Genomic DNA, 12749 nt, shown 5'->3' on the forward strand with positions numbered 1-12749 from the left:
GAAAAGTCCTCATTCCTTGACGCAGCCGACAGTGTCGACCTTGCTGTCGCGATGGATGATTGCCAGCGCAAATTTCAACTCTTTGTACATGAGGCTCAGTGTCCTGAGGCGGCAGATTTGCACCTGACCAGTGCACTCAGGGTAGAGGGTTGCAGCGAATGTGGCGAGGGTGGCAACTTGGCTCCATGTCGCCAAATGCAAAAAATCGCTGCCTTCCTGGTCCCTACTATGGAATGCAATCCCCGTAAGAGTTGCCGAAGGCTGCGATCTTTTGATCTTTTGATCTTCAGGTTTTTCAGGCCTGCGCATCAGCCTCGGCAATCTGCGTCCACAACGCCGGCGCTCCCGCCGATTTGGCGATGATTTCCAGCCGCACCAGATGCGCCGCCAGTTCTTCTTCGGTCGCGCGAATGATGCGTGCTGGCTGGCGATCGACCGGCAGGCGGCGGATTTCGGTAGCCGAGTTGTCGGCACCCTCGCCCGTGCCATTGCCATCGGAGGCGTTGCCGGCCAGCGACAGGCTGGTCTGGCCGCCGGTCATGGTCAGGTAGACGTCGGCGAGAATCTCCGAGTCGAGCAAAGCGCCGTGCAGTTCACGGCCGGAGTTGTCGACGCCGTAACGCTTGCACAACGCATCGAGGCTGTTGCGCTGCCCCGGGTGACGTTCCCGAGCCATCATCAGGGTGTCGAGGATCGTGCAGTGCTGGGTGATGTCAGCGCGATCGTGCTGGCCCATCAAGGCGAATTCGTTGTTGATGAAGCCAACGTCGAACGCCGCGTTGTGGATGATCAGCTGTGCGCCCTGGATGAACTCGAAGAACTCGTCGGCGACTTCGGCAAAGCGGGGCTTGCCGACGAGGAATTCGTTGGTAATGCCGTGAACACCGATCGCGCCTTCGTCGCTTTCGCGATCCGGTTGCAGGTAAACGTGGAAATGCCGGCCCGTCAGGCGCCGACCGATCAGTTCGACGCAACCGATTTCAATGATCCGGTGACCATCGGTTACCGGCATGCCGGTGGTTTCGGTATCGAGTACAACGGATCTGGTGGCCATCAGTGCTCAGCTCTCAACGGGTCAATCGGGCAAAGGCGCGGATGTTAACACGCTCGGCGGGGTGTTTCAGTCAGACCGTGGCGGCTCCTTCGCGAGCAGGCTCGCTCCCACATTGGAATGCATTCCAATTCAAGGCCTGGAATACATTTCCCTGTGGGAGCGAGCCTGCTCGCGAATGGCCACACCACGATTAGAAAGCGAAATCAGCTCTGCTTGTAACCGCGAACTTCATCCACCCCACGGTTGGCCAGCTGGTCAGCCCGCTCGTTACCGTGATGACCAATGTGCCCGCGCACCCATTTCCAGGTGACTTTGTGGCGATTGACCTGCTCGTCCAGCTCTTTCCACAGATCGGCGTTTTTCACCGGTTCTTTCGCAGCGGTTTTCCAGCCGCGCTTCTTCCAGTTGGCCATCCACTCGTTGATGCCTTTCATCACGTATTGCGAGTCGGTGACCAGCAGCACTTCGCAGGGGCGCTTGAGCGCTTCGAGGCCGCGGATCGCGCCGAGCAGCTCCATGCGGTTGTTGGTGGTGTTGGCCTCGCCGCCCCACAATTCCTTTTCGACGCCCTTGCACACCAGCAGCGCGCCCCAGCCGCCGGGGCCGGGGTTGCCCTTGCAGGCACCGTCGGTGAACAGTTCTACGGTGTCGACGCTTTCCACGCTTTCGCTCATGCCAGTCTTTCCAGAAAAATGCCTGTCCTGCCAATCACGGATCGACAATGACCGCGGCCGGGACAAGCCCGGCCACAAATAAAAGAAGATTTACGGTTCGATGCGGCGGCGGTTGACCTTGGCCATCGGCAGCGGAATCAGCTTGCCCATCGGCTCGCGGCGTTCCTGGCGCAACGGCCGGAGCCCCACCACGATCTTGCGCGCCACCAGCAGATAGAAGCCACCGCCGGACAGCTGCCAGTTACCGGCCTTGCGTTCCCAGCCGGCCAGACGGTTCTGCCACTTGGGCGACGCGAGCGGCGGACGATAGCACCCGAAGCGGCGTTTCTCCAGCGCGAAGCCCAGCAGATTGAGCCAGTCGGCGACCCGCGACGGCGAGATGCAGCGCGCCTTGCGCAGGGCATCATTGGCGAAGAAATGCCGCAGCCCCCAAGTGCTCCAGGGGTTGATGCCGATGATCAGCAGATGCCCGCCGGGGCGCACGCTGCTCGCCGCCTCACGCAGCAAACCGTGGGGCGACAGGCAGAAATCCAGGCCATGCTGCATCACCACCACGTCGGCGGCGTGCTCGCTCAACGGCCAGGCCTGCTCTTCGCAGACGATCTCGACCCCGGGCAACGGCGCGCCAAGACGCACGTTGCGCTGCACTTGCGGCGCGGCCGGCGGGGTTTCGGCGGACGGGCCGTAATGCACAAGATAACCGCCGAAGAACCGGCCGAGCTCGTCATCGAGCATGCGCCGCTCTTCATCCAGCAGAAATTGCCCGAGCGGCCCCGACAGCCATTCGCGGGCGGCGCTGATCAATGCCAGCCAGTCGGGATCGGCCTGAGCGAACGCTTTATCGGTCATGTCATTCTCCAACGCGCCAGGAACTACTAAGATGCGCCAATGTTTTCCGCTTGGCGAATTCCGACGATGATACAGATCAGTGCCCTGCCCGCGTTCACCGACAACTACATCTGGTTGTTACAGGATCATCAGACCCAGCGCTGTGCGGTGGTCGATCCGGGCGACGCCGCCCCGGTGCAGGCGTGGCTCGATGCGCATCCGGGCTGGGTGCTCAGCGATATTCTGATCACTCACCATCACCATGACCATGTCGGCGGCGTCGAGCGCCTGAAAGCCGCGACCGGTGCCAAAGTCTACGGCCCGGCCAGCGAAAGCATTCCGGCGCGTGACATAGCGCTCAAGGACAACGACAGCGTCAGCGTGCTCGGCTGGGACTTCGACGTCTATGCGGTGCCCGGTCACACCCTGGGGCACATCGCCTATTACCACCATGGCCTGTTGTTCTGCGGCGACACCCTGTTTGCCGCCGGTTGCGGCCGGTTGTTCGAAGGCACGCCCGAGCAGATGTACCACTCGCTCAGCCGTCTTGCGGCCCTGCCGGAAGATACGCTGGTTTACTGCACCCATGAATACACCTTGAGCAATCTGAAATTTGCCGCCGCCGTCGAGCCGGGCAATCCGGAAGTCGCCGCCCGTCTGGAAAAGGTCACGCAGCAACGGCAGAACGGCGTGATGACGTTGCCGTCGACTTTGGCCCTGGAAAAGCTCACCAATCCGTTTTTACGCACTTCTGAAACATTGGTTACACAAAAAGTGGACGAACGGGAAGGCGCTCAAAACCGGGAGCCGAGCGAGGTATTTGCGGCTCTGCGGGCATGGAAAGACAAGTTCTGACAAGCGCGCCGGCCGGGACAAAAATTCTCAATGGTTGACCGCAGGGGGTGCGCTTTCTAGAATCGCCCGACATTTTTGCCCGGAACTTACTTCCAGCCAATGTCGTCATCCATACGTAAGTCCGTCAATTCAGATGCTTTGACCCGCCTGGCGCAAGCCATCGCGGTGGCTGTGTCCGCCGCGCTGGCGGGTTGCTCCAGCCACGCTCCGCAGACTGAAGCGACGCATACGCCGAACATTGCTGCGCGAGCCAAGCAGAAGCCGATCTGGCTGACCGAGAAGCCCACTCCCGTGGCGCCCCAGGACATCTGGGAACGCATGCGCCAGGGCTTCCAGTTGCAGGAAGGCCTTGGCGTCAATCCGCGCATCGAGCAACAACGCCTGTGGTTCGCCAGTAATCCCTCTTTTCTCGAGAATGCCGGCGAACGCGGCAGCCTCTACATTCATTACATTGTCGAACGCCTCGAAGAGCGCAACATGCCGCTGGAACTGGCCCTGCTGCCGGTGATCGAGAGCGCGTACAACCCGATGGCCTACTCCCGCGCCGATGCGGTGGGCCTGTGGCAATTCATTCCGTCCACCGGGCGCTACTTCAACCTGCGCCAGACCCGCTTCTACGACGGTCGTCGCGACATCACCGCTTCGACCACGGCAGCGATGGATTACCTGACTCGCCTGCACGACATGTTCAACGGCGACTGGCTGCTGGCGCTGGCAGCCTACAACGCTGGTGAAGGCACCGTCAGCCGCGCGATCGAACGCAACGAAAAGCTCGGCCTGCCCACCGACTACTGGAACCTGCCGCTGCCGGCGGAAACCCAGGCCTATGTGCCGAAGTTGCTGGCACTGTCGCAAGTGGTACTGGCGCCTGAAGCCTACGGCGTCAACCTCAACCCGATCGCCAACGAGCCGTACTTCCAGGTCGTCGAAATCAACCAGCGCATGGACCTGTCCAAGGTCGCTGCGGTGGCGAACATCGATGAAGACGAACTGTTCCAGCTCAATCCGGCGTTCAAACAGCGCACCACCATCGACGGTCCGCAGCATCTGCTGGTGCCGACATCCAAGGCGCAACTGCTGACCGCCAGTCTGCAGACCATGCGCCCGGACGAACTGATCAGCCCGCGCTCGCTGAAACCGGTGTTCGAAGGCGCCGATCCGTCGGAAGTGGCGCAGCTCAAACGTGCTTATCGGGTCAAGCGTGGCGACAACCTCGGCTCCATCGCCAAGGCCAACAAGGTCGAAGTCAAGGATCTGCAGCGCTGGAACAAGCTGACCGGCAAGAACCTCAAGGTCGGCCAGACCCTGGTCATGCAGGACAACACCAAGCGTGCCCCGGCGCGCAAGTCTGGCCGGGTCAACACCGTGGTCGCGGCCAATACCAAGAGCAAAGGCAAGGACGAGAGCAAGCAGCAGACCCAGTACAAGGTCAAGCGCGGCGACACCCTGTATGTGGTGGCCAAGCGGTTCAACGTCGAGATGCAACATCTCAAGCGTTGGAACCCGGGTGCGGGCAAGGCGTTGAAACCGGGGCAGATGCTCACGGTTTATCAGCCGCACTGATTGAAGAGCCCCTGATATTTCAGGGGCTTTTTTGGGATGAAGTTTTTGTGGTGTGCTTTAGATCCACCCCCCTCACCCCAGCCCTCTCCCCCAGGGGGGAGAGGGGGAAAGGGAGCCGATCGGGGGCTTTTCAGAAACTGACTTCGACTCGGTATCGCACCTCGGTGCAATTCGCCCAGACACCACGATCAGTCCCCTCTCCCTCCGGGAGAGGGTTAGGGTGAGGGGCTCTTCGCGCAAACGATTAACCCGGCATTAACCCGCATCTTTTTCCTGTCCAGACAAGCTGTTACTGTACGGCCCACAAAGCCCAAGCCGCTGGATCGGATCTGACTTGAAGCGTGCCCTCTCCCTGCTCCTGATCAGCCTGGCCTTGAGCTCACCCGCAAGCGCGACGATTACCGAAAGTCACGGTTATGCGCAGTTCGGCACGCTCAAGTACCCGGCCAGATTTACCCACTTCGACTGGGTCAACCCGCAAGCGCCCAAGGGCGGTACGTTGCGGGTGATGGCGTTCGGCACCTTCGATACGGTCAATCCGTACACTTTCAAGGGCACCAGCCCGGTCACCACCGCCAATTTCCTTCAGTACGGCATCAACGAGCTCAACGAGCCGCTGATGGTCGGTACCGGACAGTATTCGCCGTCCGGCGACGAGCCGGCGTCGAGCTACGGTTTGATCGCACAATCGGTGGAGTACAGCGAAGATCGCAGCTGGGTCGTCTTCAATTTGCGCCCCGAAGCGCGCTTTCACGACGGCGCGCCTGTCACCGCCTACGACGTGGCGTTCTCCTATCGAACGCTGCTCAAGGACGGTCATCCGCTGTATCGCACGGCCCTGCAGGAAGTGCTGCGGGTCGACATCCTCAACAAGCAGCGCATTCGTTTCGTGTTCAAGCGCTCGGGCAATCCGCTGTTGATCCTGCGCCTGGGCGAATTGCCGGTACTGCCGCAGCATTACTGGAAAGACCGCGACTTCAAAGCCACCACCTTCGAACCGCCGCTGGGTAGCGGGCCGTACCGCATCACGTCGGTCACGCCGGGTCGGCAGCTGATTTTCGAGCGGGTCAAGGATTACTGGGGCAAGGACTTAGCGGTCAATCGCGGCAAGTACAATTTCGATCGCATGGAAGTCGAGTTCTACCGCGACAGCGATGTCGCCTTCGAAGCGTTCAAGGCCGGTGAGTTCGACATCTACATCGAGCATCAGGCGAAGAACTGGGTCAACGGTTACAACTTCCCTGCTGTACGTCGTGGCGAAGTGATCAAGGTGCAGATCCCGCATCAGATCCCGACCCAGACTCAGGGCCTGTTCATGAACAGCCGCCGCGCGACCTTCGCCGATGCCAGGACGCGCGAAGCGTTGGGTCTGATGTTCGACTTCGAATGGACCAACCGCGCGCTGTTCAGCGATGCCTATAAGCGCACGAGCAGTTACTACCCCAACAGCGAATTCACTGCGTCCGGCCTGCCGGTCGGGCATGAATGGCTGATGCTCAAGCCTTACAAGGAGCAGTTGCCAGCCCGGCTGTTCACCGAGCCGTTCACCCTGCCGAAAACCGACGGCCGTGGCATCCCGCGCGAGACCATGCGTAAAGCCCTCGCCCTGCTTGCCGAGGCCGGTTGGAAGCTCCACGGCCAGCGCCTGCAAGACAAAGACGGCCAACCGCTGCGCTTCGAACTGCTGCTGGTCAATCCGAGCCTGGAGCGGCTCTATCAGCCGTACATCGAAAACCTCAACAGCATCGGCATCGACGCGCGCCTGCGTACCGTCGATCGCGCCCAGTACAAACAGCGCCTCGACCAATTCGATTTCGACATGATCTCGATGACACTGGGCCAGACCCTGAGCCCGGGCCTTGAGCAGTGGCAGTACTTCCACTCCAGCCAGGTGAACGTCAAGGGCAGCAAGAATTACGCGGGCATCGCCAATCCGGTGGTCGATCACCTGCTCGAACAATTGCTCGCCGCGCGCACCCGCGACGAGCAGGTTGCCGCCGGCAAAGCGCTCGACCGCGTGCTGCTCTGGCAGCACTACAGCATTCCCAACTGGTACCTCAATTATCACCGTCTGGCCTACCGCAACCGGTTGGCCTTTGTCACCACGCCGCCCTACACCCTGGGCCTGAGCGCATGGTGGCTGAAGTCTTCGGAGAAAGATCGATGAACGCTGTTCGCACCCTGCTCGTGCAGGCCGGCGGCTTGCTGTTCGCCGGGCTGGCCTGGGCCGCCCCGCAACACGCCGTGACCCTGTACAACGAGCCGCCGAAATACCCGGCCGATTTCAAGCATTTCGACTACGTGAACCCTGATGCGCCCAAGGGCGGCGTGTTTCGTCAGGCCGGGTTCGGTGGCTTCGACAGCCTCAACCCGTTCATCAACAAAGGCGTGCCCGCCGATGACATCGGCCAGATCTACGACACCCTGACCAAACATAGTCTCGACGAGCCGTTCACCGAGTACGGCCTGATTGCCAGCAAGATCGAGAAAGCCGACGACAACAGTTGGGTGCGCTTCTACCTGCGCCCGGAAGCACGCTTCCATGACGGCCATCCGGTGCGCGCCGAAGACGTGGTGTTCAGCTTCGAGACGCTGACCAAGGAAGGCTCGCCGATGTTTCGCGGCTATTACAACGACGTCGCAGAAGCCATCGCCGAAGACCCGTTGAAGGTGCTGTTCAAGTTCAAGCACAGCAACAACCGCGAGCTGCCGCTGATCCTCGGCCAGTTGCCGGTCCTGCCGAAACACTGGTGGGCCAGTCGCGACTTCAACAAGGGCAACCTGGAAATCCCGCTGGGCAGCGGCCCGTACAAGGTCACCCAAGTGAAGGCCGGCCGTTCGGTACGTTACGAACGGGTCAAGGATTACTGGGGCAAGGACTTGCCGGTCAACCGTGGCTTCTACAACTTCGACACGATGACCACCGACTATTACCGCGACAACACCGTCGCCCTCGAAGCGCTGAAGGCCGGACAGTTCGACTATTGGCTGGAAATGACCGCGAAGAACTGGGCCAGCGCCTATAACGTTCCGGCGGTCACCGAGGGGCGCTTGATCAAAGAACTGATCCCCAACAGCAACCCGACCGGCATGCAGGGCTTCGTGTTCAACCTGCGCCGCCCGGTGTTCCAGGATGTGCGCGTGCGTCAGGCGCTTGGGCTGCTATTCGACTTCGAATGGACCAACAAGCAATTGTTCAACGGCGCCTATGTGCGCACTCGCAGCTACTTCGAAAACTCTGAAATGGCCGCCACCGGCCTGCCCGACGCCGAGCAACGGAAGATCCTCGAACCGTTCCGCAGCAAACTGCCGGCTCAAGTATTCAGCGAAGCCTTCGAAAATCCCAAGACCGACGCCAGCGGCATGATCCGCACCCAGCAGCGCGAGGCCTATCAACTGCTGCAAGAGGCCGGCTGGAAAATCGTCGATGACAAAATGGTCGACGCCACCGGCAAACCGGTGGTGATCGAATTCCTCCTCGCCCAGACCGAATTCGAACGGGTGCTGCTGCCGTTCAAGCGCAACCTCAGCGACCTCGGCATCGATCTGGTGATCCGCCGCGTCGACGTCTCGCAGTACATCAACCGCGTGCGCTCGCGGGATTTCGACATGATGGTCGGCAGCTTTCCGCAATCCAACTCGCCGGGCAACGAGCAGCGCGAATACTGGATGAGCGCCGCCGCCGACAAGCCGAGCAGCCGCAACAGCATGGGTCTGAAGGATCCGACCGTTGACCAACTGGTGGAAAGCCTGATCAACGCCGACTCGCGCAAAAGCCTGGTGGCCCACGCTCGTGCCTTGGACCGAGTGCTGCAATGGGGCTACTACGTGGTGCCGAACTGGCACATCAAGAGCTGGCGCGTGGCCTACTGGAACCACATCGGCCACCCGAAAACCTCGCCCAAGTACGACATCGGCATCAACACCTGGTGGGTCAAGCCTGACGCCAAGCCTGCCGTAGAAGTCGAAACCCAACTGCAAGCCGACCCTGCGGGCACGGAGTAATCAGATGCTGGCGTATATCTTTCGGCGACTGCTGCTGATCATCCCGACCCTGTTCGGCATTCTGCTGATCAACTTCGTGATCATCCAGGCCGCGCCCGGCGGGCCGGTCGAGCAGATGATCGCCAAGCTCGAAGGTTTCGAAGGCGCCACCAGCCGGATTGCCGGCGGCGGTGCCGAAGTGGCGGTGGCCGGCTCGTCCTACCGTGGCGCGCAGGGGCTGGATCCGGCGCTGATCAAGGAAATCGAGCACATGTACGGGTTCGACAAATCGGCCCCGGAACGCCTGTGGATCATGGTCAAGAACTACGCGCAGCTGGATTTCGGCGACAGTTTCTTCCGCGACGCCAAGGTCATCGACCTGATCAAGGAAAAGATGCCGGTGTCGATCTCGCTGGGGCTGTGGAGCACGCTGATCATGTATCTGGTGTCGATCCCGCTGGGCATCGCCAAGGCCACGCGGCACGGCAGCCACTTCGATGTCTGGACCAGTTCGGCGATCATCGTCGGCTATGCGATCCCGGCGTTCCTGTTTGCGATCCTGCTGATCGTGGTGTTTGCCGGCGGCAGTTATCTGGACTGGTTCCCCCTGCGCGGGCTGACTTCGAACAACTTCGATGAGCTGAGCCTGGGCGGCAAGATTCTCGATTACTTCTGGCACCTGGCATTGCCAGTCACCGCGCTGGTGATCGGCAACTTCGCGACCATGACCCTGCTGACCAAGAACAGCTTTCTCGACGAGATCAACAAGCAGTACGTGGTCACCGCCAAGGCCAAGGGTCTGACCCGCCATCGCGTGCTCTACGGGCATGTATTCCGCAATGCCATGCTGCTGGTGATTGCCGGTTTCCCGTCAGCGTTCATCGGTATCTTTTTTACCGGCTCGCTGCTGGTGGAAGTGATTTTCTCCCTCGATGGCCTCGGCCTGATGAGTTTCGAAGCGGCGATCAATCGCGATTACCCTGTGGTATTCGGCACCTTGTTCATCTTCACCTTGCTCGGGCTGGTGGTGAAACTGATCGGCGACCTGACCTACACCTTTGTCGATCCGCGTATCGACTTCGCCAGCCGGGAGCATTGAGATGAACCTGTCCCCTCTCAACCGCCGGCGCTTCGAACTGTTCAAGGCCAACAAGCGTGGCTGGTGGTCGCTGTGGCTGTTTCTGATTCTGTTCGGCCTGAGTCTGGGCGCCGAACTGATTGCCAACGACAAGCCACTGGTCGTGCATTACGACAACAACTGGTATTTCCCGGCGATCAAGCGCTACCCGGAAACCGCGTTCGGCGGCGAATTCCCGCTGGAAGCCAACTACAAGAGTCCGTACATCCGTGAGCTGCTCAAGGCCAAGGACGCGTGGATTCTGTGGGCGCCGATCCCCTACAGCTACCAGAGCATCAACTACGACCTGAAAGTCCCGGCCCCGGCGCCACCCTCGGCGGACAACCTGCTGGGCACCGACGATCAGGGCCGCGACGTGTTGGCGCGGGTGATCTACGGTTTCCGCATTTCCGTGTTGTTTGCGCTGACGCTGACCGTGCTGAGCTCGATCATCGGCGTGATCGCCGGGGCGCTACAGGGTTTCTACGGCGGCTGGGTCGATCTCGCCGGGCAGCGTTTTCTCGAGATCTGGTCGGGGCTGCCGGTGCTGTATCTGTTGATCATCCTCGCCAGTTTCGTCCAGCCGAATTTCTGGTGGCTGCTGGGCATCATGCTGCTGTTCTCGTGGATGAGCCTGGTCGATGTGGTGCGCGCCGAGTTCCTGCGCGGGCGCAATCTGGAATACGTGCGCGCCGCCCGCGCGCTGGGCATGCAGAACGGCGCGATCATGTTCCGCCACATCCTGCCCAACGCCATGGTCTCGACCATGACCTTCATGCCGTTCATCCTCACCGGCGCCATCGGCACCCTGACCGCGCTGGACTTCCTCGGCTTCGGCTTGCCGGCCGGCAGTCCGTCGCTGGGCGAACTGGTCGCGCAAGGCAAATCCAATTTGCAGGCGCCTTGGCTGGGCATGAGCGCGTTTGCCGTGCTGGCGCTGATGTTGAGCCTGCTGGTGTTTATCGGCGAGTCCGCTCGCGATGCCTTCGACCCGAGGAAGTGAAATGAATCAGGACAATCTGATCGAAGTGCGTGACCTCGCCGTCGAATTCGGTTTCGGCGAGCGCGTTCACCGCGTGGTCGAGGGCGTGAGCTTCGACATCAAGCGCGGCGAAACCCTGGCGCTGGTCGGTGAATCGGGCTCGGGCAAATCGGTCACGGCGCATTCGATCCTGCGCCTGTTGCCCTACCCGATGGCGCGGCATCCGGCCGGCAGCATCAATTACGCCGGGCAGAACCTGCTGGATTTGAGCGAGAAGACCATCCGCCACATTCGTGGCAACCGCATCGCGATGATCTTTCAGGAGCCGATGACTTCGCTCAATCCGCTGCATTCGATCGAAAAGCAAATCAACGAAGTGCTCGGCATCCACAAGGGCCTGAGTGGCAAAGTGGCGACCAAGCGCACTTTGGAGCTGCTGGAGATGGTCGGCATTCCCGAGCCGCACAAGCGGCTCAAGGCGCTGCCCCATGAATTGTCCGGCGGCCAGCGCCAGCGGGTGATGATCGCCATGGCCCTGGCCAACGAGCCGGAATTGCTGATTGCCGACGAACCGACCACCGCGCTGGACGTGACCGTTCAGCTGAAAATCCTCGATTTGCTCAAGGATCTTCAGGCTCGATTGGGGATGTCGCTGCTACTGATCAGTCACGATTTGAACCTGGTGCGAAGAATTGCGCATCGCGTATGTGTCATGCAGCGCGGTTGCATCGTCGAACAGGCATCGTGCGCAGAGCTGTTCCGTTCGCCGCAGCATCCGTACACTCGGGAATTGCTCGGCGCGGAGCCCAGCGGCGGCCCGGCGAGCAATGAAATCGGCGCGCCGCTGCTCGAAGTCGAGGACCTGAAAGTCTGGTTCCCGATCAAGAAAGGCCTGCTCAAGCGCACGGTGGATTACGTCAAGGCAGTGGACGGCATCAATTTCAGCCTGCCGCAGGGTCAGACCCTGGGGATCGTCGGCGAAAGCGGATCCGGCAAATCCACCCTGGGTCTGGCGATTTTGCGGCTGATCGGCAGCAAAGGCGCGATCCGCTTTGAAGGCAAGCAGCTAGACTGCCTGACGCAGAGCGAGGTTCGCCCGCTGCGGCGGGAGATGCAGGTGGTGTTTCAGGACCCGTTTGGCAGCCTGAGCCCGCGCATGTGCGTCAATGACATCGTTGGCGAAGGCCTGCGCATACACAAGATGGGCACCGCAGCCGAACAGGAAGCGGCGATCATTGCGGCATTGAAGGAGGTAGGTCTGGATCCGGAAACCCGGCACCGCTACCCCCACGAATTTTCCGGAGGGCAACGGCAGCGAATCGCCATTGCCCGGGCCTTGGTGCTGAAACCGGCGCTGATCCTGCTGGACGAGCCGACTTCGGCGCTCGACCGCACGGTGCAGCGGCAAGTGGTGGAGCTGTTGCGTTCACTGCAAGCCAAGTACAACCTGACGTATTTGTTCATCAGCCATGACCTGGCTGTCGTCAAAGCGCTGAGCCACCAGCTGATGGTGGTCAAGCATGGCCAAGTGGTCGAACAGGGAGACGCGCAAAGTATCTTTGCCGCCCCCCAACATCCGTATACACAGCAGTTGCTGGAAGCCGCTTTTCTGGCACCAGCCACTGCGCAATAACCTGAAAGAGGAGCAACACATGGGTTTTCTCGCCGGTAAGCGCGTACTGATCGTCGGTG

Annotated in this window: 11 protein-coding genes; 7 read left to right on the forward strand and 4 right to left on the reverse strand. The window is 60.9% G+C overall.

Annotated features, from left to right (window positions below; genetic code table 11):
- Positions 1-9 precede the first annotated feature (9 nt).
- From D8U70_RS08835 to D8U70_RS08850, 4 genes are all read right to left on the reverse strand, one after another.
- Positions 10-309, reverse strand: a complete 300-nt coding sequence (locus tag D8U70_RS08835) for a hypothetical protein (protein WP_130928658.1) — start codon at positions 307-309, stop codon at positions 10-12.
- Positions 296-1054 (reverse strand): DNA polymerase III subunit epsilon, encoded by a 759-nt coding sequence (gene dnaQ / locus D8U70_RS08840; RefSeq protein WP_024012494.1) that lies wholly within the window; start codon positions 1052-1054, stop codon positions 296-298. The genes D8U70_RS08835 and dnaQ overlap by 14 nt, the downstream gene beginning before the upstream one ends.
- Before the next feature lie 203 nt (positions 1055-1257).
- Entirely contained in the window at positions 1258-1728 is a 471-nt protein-coding gene (rnhA, locus tag D8U70_RS08845; RefSeq protein ID WP_007910572.1) for a ribonuclease HI, read from the reverse strand.
- A 90-nt stretch (positions 1729-1818) separates the two neighbouring features.
- Positions 1819-2577 (reverse strand): methyltransferase domain-containing protein, encoded by a 759-nt coding sequence (locus tag D8U70_RS08850; RefSeq protein WP_073475302.1) that lies wholly within the window; start codon positions 2575-2577, stop codon positions 1819-1821.
- 66 nt (positions 2578-2643) lie between these two features.
- On the opposite strand from D8U70_RS08850, the gene gloB reads away from it, so the two are divergent.
- The 7 genes from gloB (at position 2644) to D8U70_RS08885 (ending at position 12690) form a co-directional block, all read left to right on the forward strand.
- Complete coding sequence (gene gloB / locus D8U70_RS08855) at positions 2644-3411, forward strand: hydroxyacylglutathione hydrolase (protein ID WP_122750756.1); 768 nt, start codon at positions 2644-2646, stop codon at positions 3409-3411.
- Between the two features lie 99 nt (positions 3412-3510).
- Entirely contained in the window at positions 3511-4974 is a 1464-nt protein-coding gene (locus tag D8U70_RS08860; protein ID WP_130928659.1) for a transglycosylase SLT domain-containing protein, read from the forward strand.
- A 334-nt stretch (positions 4975-5308) separates the two neighbouring features.
- Positions 5309-7141 (forward strand): extracellular solute-binding protein, encoded by a 1833-nt coding sequence (locus tag D8U70_RS08865; RefSeq protein ID WP_130928660.1) that lies wholly within the window; start codon positions 5309-5311, stop codon positions 7139-7141.
- Positions 7138-8979: an extracellular solute-binding protein gene (locus D8U70_RS08870; protein ID WP_016774155.1), complete on the forward strand. Its 1842-nt coding sequence runs from the start codon at positions 7138-7140 to the stop codon at positions 8977-8979. The genes D8U70_RS08865 and D8U70_RS08870 overlap by 4 nt, the downstream gene beginning before the upstream one ends.
- Positions 8980-8983: 4 nt before the next feature.
- Positions 8984-10057, forward strand: a complete 1074-nt coding sequence (locus tag D8U70_RS08875) for a microcin C ABC transporter permease YejB (RefSeq protein ID WP_016774154.1) — start codon at positions 8984-8986, stop codon at positions 10055-10057.
- A 1-nt stretch (position 10058) separates the two neighbouring features.
- On the forward strand, positions 10059-11078 hold the full coding sequence (locus tag D8U70_RS08880) for an ABC transporter permease (protein ID WP_016774153.1): 1020 nt from the start codon (positions 10059-10061) through the stop codon (positions 11076-11078).
- Between the two features lies 1 nt (position 11079).
- Entirely contained in the window at positions 11080-12690 is a 1611-nt protein-coding gene (locus tag D8U70_RS08885; RefSeq protein WP_056784662.1) for an ABC transporter ATP-binding protein, read from the forward strand.
- Positions 12691-12749: the final 59 nt, after the last annotated feature.

The organism is Pseudomonas sp. Sample_20, from assembly GCF_004307585.1.
Classification (GTDB): domain Bacteria; phylum Pseudomonadota; class Gammaproteobacteria; order Pseudomonadales; family Pseudomonadaceae; genus Aquipseudomonas; species Aquipseudomonas atacamensis.